The 15,054-nt window shown below is 55.8% G+C and carries 14 protein-coding genes and 1 tRNA gene; 4 read left to right on the top strand and 11 right to left on the bottom strand.

Features of this window, described 5'->3' with window-relative positions; genetic code table 11:
• The 6 genes from rpoB to QFX31_RS02910 all read right to left on the bottom strand — a co-directional run bounded on the left by rpoB (position 1) and on the right by QFX31_RS02910 (position 5,362).
• Positions 1-1,815 carry a DNA-directed RNA polymerase subunit B gene (gene rpoB / locus QFX31_RS02885; RefSeq protein WP_348530648.1) on the bottom strand — a complete coding sequence of 605 codons (1,815 nt, stop codon included), beginning with the start codon at positions 1,813-1,815 and terminating at the stop codon, positions 1-3.
• A complete protein-coding gene (locus QFX31_RS02890; protein ID WP_348530632.1) occupies positions 1,808-3,298 on the bottom strand; it encodes a DNA-directed RNA polymerase subunit B'' in 1,491 nt (496 codons plus the stop codon). Before QFX31_RS02890 ends, rpoB begins: the two co-directional genes overlap by 8 nt.
• 17 nt (positions 3,299-3,315) lie before the next feature.
• The gene (locus QFX31_RS02895) at positions 3,316-3,552 is read right to left on the bottom strand and encodes a DNA-directed RNA polymerase subunit H (protein WP_348530633.1); all 237 of its coding nucleotides are present in this window, start codon (positions 3,550-3,552) and stop codon (positions 3,316-3,318) included.
• Positions 3,553-3,579: 27 nt separating this feature from the next.
• Positions 3,580-3,667 (bottom strand) — tRNA-Lys (locus QFX31_RS02900).
• Between the two features lie 85 nt (positions 3,668-3,752).
• Entirely contained in the window at positions 3,753-4,877 is a 1,125-nt protein-coding gene (locus QFX31_RS02905; protein ID WP_348530634.1) for an isocitrate/isopropylmalate dehydrogenase family protein, read from the bottom strand.
• Entirely contained in the window at positions 4,874-5,362 is a 489-nt protein-coding gene (locus QFX31_RS02910) for a 3-isopropylmalate dehydratase small subunit (RefSeq protein WP_348530649.1), read from the bottom strand. The genes QFX31_RS02905 and QFX31_RS02910 overlap by 4 nt, the downstream gene beginning before the upstream one ends.
• 475 nt (positions 5,363-5,837) lie before the next feature.
• Here QFX31_RS02910 and QFX31_RS02915 point away from each other — a divergent pair, with 475 nt between their 5' ends.
• Both QFX31_RS02915 and gatE read left to right on the top strand, forming a co-directional pair.
• Positions 5,838-6,155, top strand: a complete 318-nt coding sequence (locus tag QFX31_RS02915) for a histone family protein (RefSeq protein WP_348530650.1) — start codon at positions 5,838-5,840, stop codon at positions 6,153-6,155.
• Between the two features lie 25 nt (positions 6,156-6,180).
• Entirely contained in the window at positions 6,181-8,067 is a 1,887-nt protein-coding gene (gene gatE, locus QFX31_RS02920; protein ID WP_348530635.1) for a Glu-tRNA(Gln) amidotransferase subunit GatE, read from the top strand.
• A 211-nt stretch (positions 8,068-8,278) separates the two neighbouring features.
• On the opposite strand, the gene QFX31_RS02925 is transcribed toward gatE, so the two are convergent.
• The 3 genes from QFX31_RS02925 to QFX31_RS02935 form a co-directional block, all read right to left on the bottom strand.
• On the bottom strand, positions 8,279-9,325 hold the full coding sequence (locus QFX31_RS02925) for a cytochrome c biogenesis CcdA family protein (protein WP_348530651.1): 1,047 nt from the start codon (positions 9,323-9,325) through the stop codon (positions 8,279-8,281).
• 93 nt (positions 9,326-9,418) lie between these two features.
• Entirely contained in the window at positions 9,419-10,468 is a 1,050-nt protein-coding gene (locus tag QFX31_RS02930) for a permease (RefSeq protein WP_348530636.1), read from the bottom strand.
• A complete protein-coding gene (locus QFX31_RS02935; protein WP_348530637.1) occupies positions 10,469-10,786 on the bottom strand; it encodes a metalloregulator ArsR/SmtB family transcription factor in 318 nt (105 codons plus the stop codon).
• 298 nt (positions 10,787-11,084) lie between these two features.
• Here QFX31_RS02935 and mch point away from each other — a divergent pair, with 298 nt between their 5' ends.
• Positions 11,085-12,047, top strand: a complete 963-nt coding sequence (gene mch, locus QFX31_RS02940; RefSeq protein WP_348530638.1) for a methenyltetrahydromethanopterin cyclohydrolase — start codon at positions 11,085-11,087, stop codon at positions 12,045-12,047.
• A 110-nt stretch (positions 12,048-12,157) separates the two neighbouring features.
• On the top strand, positions 12,158-13,276 hold the full coding sequence (locus QFX31_RS02945; RefSeq protein ID WP_348530639.1) for a radical SAM protein: 1,119 nt from the start codon (positions 12,158-12,160) through the stop codon (positions 13,274-13,276).
• A 103-nt stretch (positions 13,277-13,379) separates the two neighbouring features.
• On the opposite strand, the gene QFX31_RS02950 is transcribed toward QFX31_RS02945, so the two are convergent.
• A complete protein-coding gene (locus QFX31_RS02950; RefSeq protein WP_348530640.1) occupies positions 13,380-14,324 on the bottom strand; it encodes a rhodanese-like domain-containing protein in 945 nt (314 codons plus the stop codon).
• 322 nt (positions 14,325-14,646) lie between these two features.
• On the bottom strand, positions 14,647-15,054 hold a 408-nt coding region (locus QFX31_RS02955), incomplete at its 5' end, for a fumarylacetoacetate hydrolase family protein (protein WP_348530641.1).

Below are 15,054 nucleotides of genomic sequence, written 5' to 3' on the forward strand. Positions count from 1 at the left end.
CTAAACTGCATCCTCCAGCATGAGGCGCGGTGCCACGCCGAGCGACTTTATCTCATCAAGCAGGAGCTTGAACGCGTAGCTCATCTCCACAGGGTATATGTCAGAGTCCGTGCCGCACACAGGGCAGAGGTCGACGTTTCTTCTTCGGTCATGAATCGCTATGACTCCGCACTTGCTGCACACGAGCTCCGTTACTTTATCCGATTCCTCGACGAGCCGCTCCTTCAGCGCGAGAGCGGCGCCGTGAGCTATGAGCACATCGCGCTCCATCTCTCCGAACCTGAGGCCGCCCTCTCTCGCCCTGCCCTCCGTTGGCTGCCTGGTGAGCACCTGCACGGGGCCGCGAGATCTCGCATGCATCTTTCCGGTGACCATGTGGTACAGCTTCTGGTACAGGATCACCCCCACGAATATGTCGGCCTGTATCCTCTCGCCCGTCGCTCCATCGTACAGAACCTCCTTGCCGGTGTGAGCGAAGCCGAGCCTTGTCAGAGCGCTCCTGAGATCATCCTCCTTCTCCCCCAGGAACGCTGTCGCATCTATGAACCTTCCCTCGAGCGAACCCACCTTTCCGCCGATCATCTCGAGGACGTGCCCAACCGTCATTCTAGATGGGATGGCGTGGGGGTTGAGGAGAAGATCCGGGACCATCCCGCTCTCGCTGAATGGCATATCCTCCTGTGGGAGAAGGAGACCGATAACTCCCTTCTGGCCGTGGCGTGATGCGAACTTGTCTCCCAGCTCGGGGACCCTCTGGTCGCGGGTCTTGACCTTGGCGAGCCTGTTGCCGTTCTGTGACTCGGTGAGGACGACCAGATCGACGACGCCCTTCTCGTTGGACCTCATCGTGACAGATGTCTCGCGCCTCTGCTGGGGGCTGATCCCGAACTCGGTCGGCTCCTCCAGGAACCTCGGCGGGCTCGTCTTGCCTATGAGCACATCGTTGGGACCGACGTCTGCATTGGGATTAACCAGACCATCGGCATCGAGCTGGCCGTATGTCTCGGAGCCTCTTGCGCCCCTGACCTCGAGATCCGGAATCTCGAACTTGTCCTCCTGACCGCCGGGGTACTTCCTCTCCTCTGCCTCTGATACCCTGAAGAAGTGCGATCTGGCAAGCCCGCGCTCGACAGCGCTCCTGTTCATCACCAGAGCGTCCTCTATGTTGTACCCCTCGTATGCGAGAACAGCCACGACGAAGTTCTGGCCTGCGGGCCTCTTATCGAAGCCGATCGCCCGCGCGGTTCTTGTGCTCACAATTGGCTGCTGCGGGTAATGGAGGTAGTGACCCCTAGTATCAGGCCTCAGGCGGAAGTTCGCCATCGGTAGGCCGAGACACTGCTTGATCATGCCGGCGCCCATCGTGTTCCTCGGGCTCGCATTGTGCTCCGGATATGGAACGAGGGCTGTGCATATGCCCAGGATCAGAGATGGATCGACCTCGAGGTGTGTGTGCTCCTCTGTGAGGTCCTTCTCCCAGATCGCTATGTAGGCGTTCTCCTCCTCCTCGGCATCGAGATACTCGATCTTTCCCTCCCGAACCAGATCATCGAAGGTCGCCTCTCCCCTCTCAAGCCTCCGGATATCCTCCTCGGTGACGAGGGGCCTTCCGTTCTCCACGATGATGAGAGGCCTCCTCGCTCTTCCGGAGTCTGTGTTGATCACAATCTCGTTTGTTCTGTCATAGTATGCGACATTGATCTGGTTGCTTATAACGCCGGATCTTCTCAGGCGCCTTATCTCGGCCACGAGCTTCTCAGGCTCAGGATGATGCCCGACGATCTCCCCGTTTATGAAAACCCTGGCCTCAGCCACCATAACCACCTACCGGCCTCACACCGAGATTGATCAGCATGGTCTTGACCTCCTCATAATCCTCAACGCCCTTTGAGAGCTCCACGCCCTGGGCGAAGTTCTTGACCAGACCGCAGTTTGGGCCCTCCGGCGTCTCGCTCGGGCATATCCTGCCCCACTGAGTCGCATGGAGATCCCTGGCCTCGAAGTGCGGCTGCGATCTCGAGAGCGGCGATATGACCCTCCTGAGATGGCTCAGTGTCGCCATGTAGTCGGTCCGGTCCAAAAGCTGTGACACGCCGGTCCTGCCACCAACCCAGTTGCCTGTTGCAAGAGGATGTATCATTCTCTCTGTAAGAACATCGGCTCTCACTGTGGTTATGACATTCAGCTCCCGGTTCCGCATGCTGGCGCGCTCGAGCTGGTACTTGATATCCCTGGTTAGCCTGTTGAATGCTACCCGGAAGAGATCCTCCATCAGATCTCCTGAGAGCTTCAGCCTCTTGTTTGCGTAGTGATCCTTGTCGTCCTCCCCTCTCTTTCCGAGCGCGAGCTCGAAGCACGCCTCGGCCATCCTCGAGAGGAAGAGAGCCTTAGCGTACCTGTCCTTCTCCTCGACGCCTATGTGCGGAAGCAGGTATCTGTCCAGGACATACGCGGCGCGCTTCTTCTGGTACTCCTTCGCCTGGCCGGCCGCGACCCTGTGGCCTATCTTCTCCAGAGCCTCCTCTGTCGTGGAGACCTCAGCCTCCTCGAGGTTCTCCAGCATGAACTTCATGATCTCCGGATTATCGGATACAGCCTTCACTATATCCATATCAGTCTCGAGTCCGAGCGCTCTGACAAGGGTCACGAAGTTTATTCTTCCAGCGACAGATGGGAAGGAGACCTCAAGTATCGATCGCTTGCCGCGCTCCACTATGACAAGAGACCTGTAGCCCTGCCTCTGGCTGAAGACCTTCGCGACCTCTATGAACTCGTCGTATCTCTGGTTGTACTCGACGAGTATCTTGTTCGGCGCCAGATCCTCGAGCGTCATTATAACGCGCTCGGATCCGTTCACGATGAAGTATCCTCCGGGATCGAGCGGGTCCTCTCCGTAGGAGATCATCTCCTCCTCGCTCATTCCGCAGAGGTTGCAGACCTTGGACATCACCATGATCGGGAGCATGCCGATCATCGCCTCGACCGGCTCCTTCTCCTCTCCCCTGTCGACGATTGACATCTCCAGCTTGATGGGCGATGCGTAGGTCAGGTTTCTGAGACGGGCATCGTTCGGGTAGAGCCTCTCGACAGACCCGTCTGCTTCCATAACTACAGGCCGCTCCACCCTGATCTTGCCGAGCTTGACGTAGGTGTTCTCGATGTTCGTCTCTATTATCCTGACCTCATCTATCACCTTCTGCAGACCTCTGTCTATGAATTCATTGAATGAGTTTATGTGGTGGTGTACCAGCTTGTCCTTGGTAAAATAGGCCCTGTAAAGAACGCTTCTGTCCAGCAAATCTTAAATCACCCTCTTCAATCGATAACGAGCCTGTAAAATATCGACTCCTTTGCCGTGGGGCTCTTGCGCTTTATCTTTATTATATCCCCTACCTTGGCGCCTATCTCCCTGGCCACTGGATCCGTGACGTGGATCTTCGGCAGGTGGCGCGCCTCGACACCGTACTGCATCAGGACCTGCTGTGCCTCCTCTGGAGTGAGGAGGATGTGTTCCGGTACCAGCTCATGATCCTGTACGGCAAACCTCTTCATCCGATCTCCTCCCAGAAAAGCTACATACGGGCTCGGGGGGATTTGAACCCTCGGCCACCTGGTGTCTTCATAAAATTTAAAAGCCAGGCGCTCTGCCTAACTGAGCTACGAGCCCCCATGAGCATACGAGCCCACGAACCGCGAATGTTGAGCTGCACTGCTCCCCTGTTTAAAGAAACATGCATAAAGCTTTTTCCCTTTTATACGCTCCTGACAAGCCTGGCTACCTCATCCCCTACATCAGATGTGGTGGAGCTGCCGCCGAGGTCGTAGGTTCTCACCTTCCCCTCACGCAGGTTGAGCTCTATGGCTTTTACTATGTCTCTGGCCGCCTGCTTCTCGCCCAGGTGTTCAAGGAGCATCGCACCAGCCCATATCGTTGCGATCGGGTTGATCTTGTTCATGCCCCTGTACTTCGGAGCGCTCCCGTGTATCGGCTCGAACATGCTCGTCCCCTCTGGGTTCAGGTTTGCTCCGGGCGCGAGCCCTAGGCCGCCCTGTATCATCGCTCCCAGGTCTGTGATGATATCCCCGAACATGTTTGGCGCGACAACAACATCGAACCACTCCGGATTCTTGACGAACCACATCGTTATCGCATCGACGAAGTTGAAGTCTGTGGTGACCTCAGGGTATCCCTTTCTGACGTCCTCGAAGATCTCTCGCCAGAAGCCGTAGATATCGCTCAGAACGTTCGCCTTGTCCACGCTCGAGACATGCTTTCTCCTCTGCATGGCGAGATCGAATGCGTACTTTATCACCCTGGTGCATCCCTCCCTCGAGACCATGCCTATCTGGTATGCGATCTCATCGCTGTCAGAATCTATATCGAGTCCGAACTTAACGTTGTAGAGCGCTCTCTTCACCTCGAGATCTGCGCGGCTCCTGCCGGATCTGGCCCTCCCGCCCTGGCCTATGTAGAAGTCCTCCGTGTTCTCCCTCACCACAACAAAGTCTATGTCCTTCGGGCCCTTGTCCCTGAGCGGTGTCCATACCCCCTCCAGGAGCTTGACGGGCCTGAGGTTTATGTACTGGTCGAAGTAGAACCTCATCGCCAGGAGGATGCCCTTCTCAAGAACCCCCGGCTTCACTCGCGGATCGCCTATGGCCCCGAGGTATATCGCTCTGTAACGCCCGAGCTCCTTCAGCGTCTCCTCGCTCACGAGCTCCCCTGTCCTGAGGTAGTGATCCGCGCCCAGTGGATACTCGATCCACTCGATGCCGAAGCCGTGCTTTTCAGCAGCAGCCTCCAGCACCTTCTTGCCCTCAGCTATGATCTCCGGCCCTATGCCGTCGCCTGGTATGACAGGTACCTTGTAAATCATGCTCTCACCACCTGTCTCTTCGTGTAGTTCAAAAGGCCTCCCGATCTTACTATCTCCTGGAGGAACGGGGGCAGCGGTGTTGTCTTATAGGACTCTTTCTTGGAGATGTTGTTAACAACGCCGTTCGAGATATCCACCACCACAGAGTCGCCGTCATCTATCCTCTCAGCATCCGCGCAGATGAGCAGAGGCAGTCCTATGTTTATCGAGTTCCTGAAGAAGATCCTTGCAAAGGACCTTGCAACGACCGCCTCCACCCCGGATGCCTTGATGGCGAGCGGAGCATGCTCTCTGGATGAACCGCACCCGAAGTTTGTTCCAGCGACTATGACGTCTCCAGGTCGAACGCTCTCCGCGAACTCCGGCCTGATCCCCTCAAAGAGGTGCTTGGCCAGCTCCTCTGGATCATTTATCACAAGATACCGCCCAGGGATGATCACATCCGTGTCGATATCGTTTCCGAACTTCCAGGCTCGTGCCAAAATACCCATCTCCAACAGGTGGACTATCTACCAATAACAAAGCAGTATATTAAACTGATGGAGACGGAATGTGTGCGCCTGTACACCGGACGGCATCGATATCTGGTTCGCTTTGCGATACGGCCATCCTTTTTGGGTTGTGTACTCGAATAGCTGAACAGGCTATCATGGATCAGTGTGCACCGGCACTAATGCTGCCTGAACTCCGGTTGCATGCCTCTCAGTATCGGCATTCAAACGCCAGAACCAAACAAAGGCCTCTTGCGTGCCCGTACCAGCAAATAACATAATCTCAAATGCTTTCATCCTTTTGGCACGCCTCTAATGTCGCATGCAGCATTTCTGTAATACAAGTACAAAACCCCACATGTGCAGCGTCTGCCTCAGATCGATCGGCAATCCAGACAACGGCATGCCGCAGATGGCGGATGAAAACAAATCTCTTTTGAAAAACGCTTTTAAATTCCGATGAAAAGGTATATATGCATCAAAGAGAGCTCGGAATGCGAATAGGGGATCTTTTCGGCAGCATCGAAATAGTTGCCTAGGATCTCGAGGAGGGAGCAGAATGGCGGTACTTCCTGTCGCCCCGGTTGCCAGGCTGATAAGAATGGCCGGGGCCAAGAGGGTGAGCGAGGACGCAAGCATCGAGCTTGCTGCGATTCTGGAGAACTACGGCATCGAGATAGCGAAAGAGGCGATAGACTGGGCCAATCATGCGAAGAGGAAGACTGTGAGGGCTGAAGATATAAAAGAAGCCGCAAAGCGGGTGAGACCTGTAAAGCAGGGAGAATAAAAACCCGATTGGAGAGAACACAGATATGGACTACCGCGCGCTCGGTCTTGTCTGCGGCATAGAGATTCATCAGCAGCTTGACACAAGATGCAAGCTCTTCTGCCGCTGCCCCACTCTGCACAGAGAGGTTGAGGACTCGAACTTCGAGTTCTTCAGGTACCTCAGGCCTGCGAGGAGCGAGCTCGGGGAGATCGACAGGGCGGCCCTTGAGGAGACTCTTGTGTCGAGGAGGTTCATATACAAATCCTACGATACAACCTGTCTGGTGGAGGCTGATGAGGAGCCCCCAAGGGAGCTCAACCGGGAGGCGCTCGAGATCGCCCTGGTGATCGCACGCCTTCTCAGGATGCGCATAGTCGATGAGATCCACACTATGCGCAAGACCGTGATAGATGGCTCGAACACCTCTGGGTTCCAGAGAACCGCATTCATCGCGTCCAGTGGATCCATAGACACATCATGCGGGCCTGTGGGCATAGGCATACTCTGTCTGGAGGAGGAGGCCGCCAGGATAATCGAGGACCGCGGCGATGAGGTGGTCTACTCCCTCGACAGGCTTGGCATCCCGCTCGTCGAGATCGGGACAGCTCCTGATATAGTATCCCCACAGCACGCCAGAGAGGTGGCCCAGCACATCGGCATGATACTCCGATCCACAGGGAGGGTCAAGCGCGGCCTCGGCACGATAAGGCAGGACGTGAATGTATCGATCGCCGGTGGCGCAAGGGTCGAGATCAAGGGCGTTCAGGAGCTGAACCTGATAGAGAGGATCGTCGAGCTTGAGGTCCTCCGTCAGGTCAGGCTGCTCGAGATAAGGGATGAGCTCCGGAGGAGGGGCGCCCGGGTATCTGGGGATATCATCGATGCAACAGATCTCTTCTCAAACACGCGCTCGAAGGTCATCGCAAAAGCGCTCAAGAGCGGCGGCGTTGTTCTCGCCACAAGGCTTGATGGCTTCAACGAGCTGATCGGAAAGGAGGTGCAGCCAGGAAGGCGCCTCGGCACAGAGCTCTCAGACAGGGCGAAGCGCGCAGGCGTCGGTGGCATATTCCACACTGACGAGCTGCCGGCATATGGAATAACAGAAGAGGAGGTATCATCGCTCAGGAGCCTGCTGAGCTGCGGGGAGAACGATGCTGTGGTGATGGTTGCAGCGCCTCCTGATAGGGCGAGGAAGGCGATGGATGCTGTGATCGAGCGCGCCCGCGAGGCTCTTGTGTGTGTGCCTGAGGAGACCAGGAGAGCGCTTCCTGATGGCACATCTGAGTACATGCGCCCGCTTCCAGGATCGGCGAGGATGTACCCTGAGACGGATGTACCGCCTGTCGTTGTAGATAAAGAGATGGTTGAGCAGCTGAGGCTTCCAGAGCTTGTTGTGGAGAGGGCTGAGAGGTACCAGAGGGAGTACGGGCTGAGCCCGGAGCAGGCCAGGATAATGGCGGCCTCATCAAACTACCAGCTCTTCGAGGAGATCGTGCGGGCATACAGCGTGCAGCCATCGCTAGTTGTGAGATCTCTCGAGTCCACGCCTGTTGAGCTAGCGAGGGATGGCGTGCCCGTTTACAGGCTCAGCGAGAGGCATTTCATTGGCTGCTTCGAGCTGCTCTCGCAGAACAGGATCGCAAAGGAGGGCATACCGGCGCTCCTCAAGGCCATGGCCGAGAACCCTGATGCTGATCCGGAGGTGGCAGCGCGGGCAGCAGGTCTCATGAGCCTGGGCGCATCAGAGGTCGAGAGGATCGTTCATGAGATCGTCTCCGCAAAGATCGATCTCGTCAGGGAGAGGGGCGAGCGTGCGATCGGGCCTCTCATGGGGCTCGCGATGGAGCAGCTGAGGGGCAGGGCTGATGGCGCGGCTGTGAGCGCTCTTATAAAGAAGGAGATAAACGCGATTCTCGGGAAGTCTGTCTGATCCAGGATATCCACAGATCTGTTCAGCGATCCCAGCTGTGCCTTTTTCATGCTCGTGCCTGAAGGATGAGGAAGTGCACCCAGGAGGTCCCGCTCGTGTGATCGCCACATACAGGTTGAATTCCTCTGGGATACCAGCGGAGAGCATGGTCAGACTGTCTCACACAAACCCCCATCCTGACCCTGGATTCCCATGCGCACATCTGGCGGTTTCATATCATCTCCAAGTATATCAGCGGAGCGAGGGCGATCAGTGTCACTCCGGTGATTATCCGGATGGCAACGCGATGCTCGTGCCTGAAGCGCTCGACCATCTCGGGCTGCATGCCGAGGGCGATGGCTCCCCCAAGCAGCATCACGGGGAGGACAACGCCGAGGTTGTACAGAATGAGGTACAGGACCGCTGATGATGCGTAGCCCTTTGTGTAGATTATGCTGATGATCGCCACGTAAACCGCTCCAACGCATGGAGCCTTGACCATGGAGAAGAGCATTCCCAGCAGGAAATATGCTGCGAGGCTCCGAGTGTCAGCTGCGGCCTGGAAGTACCTCAGTATCCAGTCTGTTCTGAACAGAGAGCGGCCGCTCGAGCCAAGGCGCCTTGCGTCCTCGAGCTGGAGCATCCCGAGGAGGATCAGAAGCGCGCTCAGCACCAGCCTGAGCATCGAGGCTGTATCGCTGTCCTGCATCATCCTGAAGAGACCCATGCCGAATATCAGGTACACAGAGAGTATGCCCAGGGAGAAGAACAGGATCATTGAGAGCAGATCCCTTCTGCGCCCCGAGCTTGACAGAACTGTGGTCGCAAGGAACGCGAGTATGGCGAGGAGGCATGGGTTGAACCCAGCAAGAAGACCGGCGATCAGGACCGTAAGCGCTGTGGATGGGGTGATGCTCTCAAATAGCTCCGATGGGTATGGGGTCTCAGATGTGCTTGTGGGAGCTCCGCCCTCGAGGGCTGAGATTATGAGCTCCCTCAGCATGCTCTCATTGCCGTCGTAATCCCTGTATCCTATAACAGAGCTGCCGATTATTATCGACGGTATGTCCTTGACCCTGAACTCTTTTATGATCCTGCGTCCATCCTCACTGGTGTATGTGTACTCCTGGATCTGGACGTCATTGTGACTGGAGAGCACATCGTTCAGCACCCTGTGGGCTGCAGCGCATTTTGCGCATCCGGGAGCTGTCAGGATCAGAACGTCCTCGCATGCAGCTGTATGCACGCAGAGGAATATAGCGAGGGCTGGAACCAGCATCCTCAAAACGTTGCGAAAGGTGTTACCTGCTGCAGATCTGCTTGAGTGCATGTTCTATTATCCTGTTTATTCGCTGCAGACTGTCACCTTAATTCAGGAGACCAGCGCCCCATAGAGCATGCCGATGAGCGTCGATATCATCACTACTAGCGTGATGTATGTTCCGGCCCTTCTCGGACCTATGACCCTCGCGATCACTATCATGTTCGGGAGGCTCAGCGATGGGCCGGCGAGAAGAAGCGCCAGCGCAGGGCCCGGGGCGGTGACGCCCGAGCTGTAACCGAAGAGCGTTCCGACTATGGGGACCTCGAGCAGTGTCGGCATGTAGAGCACGGCGCCTATGATGGAGGCGGTGAGGCACGATATAAAGCTGTTCGATCCCATGAGCATTCTTATCATATCCATTGGTAGGAAGTATCCGATCACGCCCACCACGAACGTACCCGCAAGAAGCAGTGGGAATATTCTCTTAGCAAGCCACCAGGTCTCGCCGAGGAACGCACGCCTCTCCAGCGGTGTGTAGTACCTCCACATGGTGTATGCAGCTACAAGTATCAGCGCTGAGAGGATCGCTGTCTTCTGCTCCGCACTTACTGCGCTCGATGTCGCTACAAGAAGTATTGCGATGAGCACTCCTATGAAGAAGAGCGTGGTCCTGCTCACAGAGCCGTCCTTTGAGCTGGGATTTCCGGAGGGGCATCTCTCATCTGCTGGAAACAAAAACGACATTATGAGCCCTATGAGCACTGCCATCGCCACAGCCGCTAAGGCTCTTGCAACCCCTATATCCAGGCCCAGAACCCTTGCGGTCAGCACTATCGCCATCAGGTTGATGGCCGGGCCAGAGAACAGAAACGCAGTTGCAGGGCCTATTCCAGCGCCCTTCCGCTCTATTCCTGCGAACATCGGCAGTATTGTACAGCTGCATACTGCAAGCACGGTGCCGGAGATCGCTGCGACCGGATAGCACAGCCATCTGGGGGCGTCTGCGCCGAAGTACTTCAGGATTATGTCCTTCTTCAGGAGCGCGGATATTGCTCCAGCTATGAAGAAAGCCGGAATCAGGCATGTCAGCACATGCGCCGATAGATATTCTAGAAGGCTCTCAAGACCCGCGCTCAGAGCTGCGTAAATTATATGCAATCAATCACCACCTGTTTCCACGAGACTGGAGAGATGCTCAATAGCTATCGCATCTGCGGTCTCGAGAAGCTCCAGGACCTTTCTGTTCTTTATGCCGTAGATCGTCCTGTTTCCCTCGACCCTGCGATCGAGAAGCCCCGCGTTGTACAGAATGCTCAGGTGCTTCGATATCGTGGACTGCGATCTCTCAAATGCAGGAAGCATCTCGCACACGCACATATCCCCTCTCGAGAGGAGGAGGATGATTTTTATCCTGATCGGATCAGCGAGCGCGGCGAATATGCGGACCTGCATGTCCAGCCTTGGAACAGAGAGCATGGGTGGGGCTTAGCAAGGGCTGTATATAAGTTTATCGAAATATGGCGATATGAGAATATGCTTTTAGTGGGTTATGCACGCTGGCTGGTGGAATCTTAATGGGAGATCTGCTGTGTTGGATGAGTCATGAAAATCCGCGAGCAGAAGACGATTTCAGGAATGCATGGAGAATAGATTGGAATCGACATCTGGAGACGTCATCACGGGAGGTTATCCAACACAGCATGGGAGATCTGATCTACTGGACGATTTGTTTATATCCAATCTCGCACTCCTCGGTCGGGAAAGGTGATCATGTTTGATGAGCATAAATGAGATGGGCTTTGAGGTCTTCGAGGAGATGCTGGATCTGGCTGAAGATCTCAGAGTCGATGTGATAGAGCTGGAGAACGGCGCGGTTGTGATAGACGCGGGCGTGAAGGCGCCCGGCGGCCTCTGGGCAGGCATATTCATCAGCAGGATATGCATGGCGGACATGGCCGACATTCAGATCGTGCCCTATGATCTGAAAGGGATATCTGTTCCCGGGATACAGGTCACCACAGACCATCCCGCAGTATCCTGCATGGGATCGCAGTGCGCGATGTGGCAGATCAAGGTCGACAAGTACTTCGCGATGGGCAGCGGGCCTGCGAGGGCTCTTGCCCGGAAGACGAAGGAGCTCTACGAGAGGATCGGGCTCGATGAGTACTCAGACGTCGGGGCCATCGTCCTCGAGTCGAGCAGGATTCCAGATGCTGCTGTTGCTGCCCGGATAGCTGAGATGTGCGGAATAGAGCCCTCAGACCTGAGAATCGCCGTGGCCCCGACCGACTCTGTGGCAGGCATGGTCCAGGTCTCGGCCAGGATCGTCGAGACGGGCATGCACAAGCTCTTCTCCATGGGTTTCGATATAACAAAGATAAAAAGCGGCTGGGGTGTGGCTCCGATCGCGCCTGTGGCCGGCGACGCCACGAGGTGCATGGGCGCGTCCAACGATGCCATAATCTACGGCGGTGACACGTACTACACCCTGGAGTACGAGAACCTGGATGAGCTCAGAGATTACGTCAGAAGGATGCCGTCCTATGCCTCCAGGGATTACGGTGTGCCGTTTTACAATGCATTCAAAGCCGCTGGTTTCGACTTCTTCAAGGTCGACCACAACATCTTCGCTCCTGCAAGGGTGGTGATGAACGAGCTTAAATCCAGAACGACCATCGCGAGCGGAAAACTGAATCATGATGTGCTGATGGAATCATTCGGGATTCAGATGCTTTGAGCCATAAATCCCCTGTTCCCGCATGCATTTGCGCCACGGGTGTTGTATCTGGATCACTTTCGCCCCACATGGGCAGACGATATTAACCCTGGCAGCAGAACCATAAGGCGATGGACCGGTCGATCCTGGCTCATGGAGCGAGCTTCGATCTCGAGGATGCTGATCTGAAGGTTCAGACGCTCAGCAGAGGCACTGGATACGACAGATGCTGCTACAGACGTGATGATGAATCGCTGATATACATAGCCTCCGGGCGTGGCGGCTGCAGTGTGCGCCTCTTCAAGACGCTCTTCACCAACGAGTGCTATCATCAGTGCGGCTACTGCCCAAATGCAGGTAGGGTAAATGGATGCTCCTACACTCCAGAGGAGCTCTCCGATCTCGTGAGCAGGCTGAGAGGAGAAGGGCGCATCGACGGCCTCTTCCTGAGCTCTGGCGCAGGCAGGGATGAGGATTCGACGATGGAGGAGATGATCGAGACCGTGAGAATCCTCAGGAAGAGGCATGGGTTCTCAGAGTACATCCACCTCAAAATCCTCCCGGGAACGTCGAGGCACCTGATAGAGCAGGCTGTGGAGCTTGCCGACAGGGTGAGCATAAACATCGAGGCGCCATCAGGGGATGTGATGCAGGAGCTCAGCCCCACGAAGGATTACGAGAGGGATATACTGGACAGGCAGCTGTACATACGTGATATCCTGGCGAGACGCTCCAGAGGCTCCCAGACGACACAGCTTGTGGTCGGTGCGGCTGGCGAGACAGACCTCGAGATATTCCAGAGGGTTGTAAGGGAGTACAGGGAGATCGGGGTTAGCAGGGTCTACTACAGCGCATTTGTCCCCATCAGGGGGACGATGTTTGAGCACAGAACGCCGCAGCAGAGATGGCGCGAGAGCAGGCTCTACCAGCTCGACTGGCTTTACAGGGTCTACGGGTTATCTCCTGATGAGATCAAGAACGCCTTCGATGATGATGGCTTTCTCATCAATCAGGATCCAAAGGTCATTCTTGCCAGAGAATCACTCGAGTGGCCGCTCGATGTGAATGAGGCCGATCTTCAGAGCCTGATCCGCGTGCCTGGCATAGGGCTGGAGAGCGCACGGAGGATCATCTCGTACAGAAGCAGAAAGAGAATAGAGAGCCCCTCAGAGCTGCACAGGCTCGGCATCAGAAGGAAGGCGATACCGTATCTGAAGATAAACGGCTGGGTCCAGAAGAGGCTGTTCTGAATATGCTTCCTGTTCGGCTGATAGGGGAGCAGCATATCACAGACTCCTGCCTTCATGCTGTATAGGAGGTCGCAAAAAGGCCATCTCAGCGCTGTGTCACAGCTCACCTGATGTTGCCCACGACCGCGCTGGCCCTTCTCCAGTCGCCGTCCAGAAGCGCAGCCCTGTAGCCCATCAGCCTCAGGCAGTAGTACATGATGCTCGCCTCCGGGAGATCTCCGTACACGATCTGCGTTCTTCCTCTGTCAAGGCCGCGGCCTGAGAATATGGATTCCAGTGACGACGCGTCCTTAACGCTCCCGTCTGCAATGACTGTCGAGGCTGGTATCTGTATCGCGCCCTGTATCCTGGATCTGCCGAAGTCTGCGAAGCTCTCCCGCGTGTCTATGATCTGCGTTGTCCCGATCGCATCTTCGAGATCCTCTGGTTTTATGAGAAGCGCCTCATTGATATCAGCGCTGTAATCGGATGCGTGCACTGTGGGAGAGTTCTGCACGAGTGGTCTGCCTGCTTTCACCCAGGCGTCGACCCCGCCGTTCAGGAGGCTGACGTTTCTGTGGCCGATGTACTCCAGAGCCCAGAAGAGGTATGTTGCATCGCTCTTCTCTCCGTAAACCACGATTCTGTCCGTGGTGGTCACGCCGTTTCCTCTCAGCGCCTCGACGAGCGTGGATGCATTTATGGAATCCCCGGATCTCACATGCTTCCAGAAGATGTTCCTGGCCCCTGGAATATGACCCATCGCATACGCCTCAGGGGAGCGGGAATCGATGAACACAGCTCCTGCAAGATCCCCAACATCTGCTATGATCTCCTGCACATCGTAGCTCTTCTCTGCGCTCTTGACCTGGAGCGTCTCGTTCTGCTGCGCGGTTCTGAGCGATGGCGGGAGCTGCGACTGCGAGTACGCCTCCTTCTGCCTGTACCACCCCTCGAGATTCGTCCAGTCCGGGCAAGTCGGGCAGAACGAGCCGTCCTCTGTTCCACCAAGAGCGCCGAAGAGCCCCGGGAGGATGAGCATGATGATAGTTAATATGACCAGGCGCATTGGCATTACTGTCAGCACTGCATCATAAAAGATTTTCCTACGGAAATCTGAACCATGTGAATTAACCGCAAAGGCATGCTCTGTGATGCAGCTCCCACTCCAGGTACGCTGGTTGAGCAGTGTTTTCTCATCGCGGCCGTCCAAGAACCGCATCGAATGCGATGGATGTGGTGGATGTAACAAAAATGTCACCAGGTGTAGCTGATTTTTCATCCACACAGGTGACCTTCTTAATGAGTGTTCTTCTGTGAGTCCATATGACCAGCGAGGGCGGCTGGCTGTTTGGGGCAGCACAATCTTCCTGTGGTCGCATCGATCAGGCTCAGGTCGGTGTGGCTGACACAGCCCTGTTTCTTAGCACTCCTATCCCATCTATCTCGACCTCGACTATGTCGCCTTTCTCCAGCCTCCCAACACCTGGAGGCGTGCCTGTGGCTATGATATCTCCGGGCTCCAGGGTCATTATCGAACTCACGAACTCCACAAGCTCTCCGATCCCGAATATGAGATCTGATGTGTTCGATCTCTGCCGGGTCTCACCATTGACCCTTGTGCATATATCGAGTTCCTCTGCGTCCTCAACGCTCATCTGGGCCACCCACGGCCCCACAGGAGCGAATGTATCGAAGCTCTTCGATCTTGTCCACTGCCCATCCTTCTGCTGGAGGTCACGTGCGGTGACATCGTTGAAGCACGTGTATCCCAGAATGTAATCATCTGCATCCTCTGC

The organism is Methanothrix sp., from assembly GCF_030055635.1.
Taxonomy (GTDB): domain Archaea; phylum Halobacteriota; class Methanosarcinia; order Methanotrichales; family Methanotrichaceae; genus Methanothrix_B.

Coding starts and splice junctions, on each gene's coding strand:
- QFX31_RS02895 (WP_348530633.1), bottom strand. CDS start 3,552: ATGAAGAGGTTTGCCGTACAGGATCATGAGCTGGTACCGGAACACATC.
- QFX31_RS02905 (WP_348530634.1), bottom strand. CDS start 4,877: ATGATTTACAAGGTACCTGTCATACCAGGCGACGGCATAGGGCCGGAG.
- gatE (WP_348530635.1), top strand. CDS start 6,181: ATGGACTACCGCGCGCTCGGTCTTGTCTGCGGCATAGAGATTCATCAG.
- QFX31_RS02925 (WP_348530651.1), bottom strand. CDS start 9,325: ATGCTGGTTCCAGCCCTCGCTATATTCCTCTGCGTGCATACAGCTGCA.
- QFX31_RS02935 (WP_348530637.1), bottom strand. CDS start 10,786: ATGCTCTCTGTTCCAAGGCTGGACATGCAGGTCCGCATATTCGCCGCG.
- QFX31_RS02945 (WP_348530639.1), top strand. CDS start 12,158: ATGGACCGGTCGATCCTGGCTCATGGAGCGAGCTTCGATCTCGAGGAT.
- QFX31_RS02950 (WP_348530640.1), bottom strand. CDS start 14,324: ATGCGCCTGGTCATATTAACTATCATCATGCTCATCCTCCCGGGGCTC.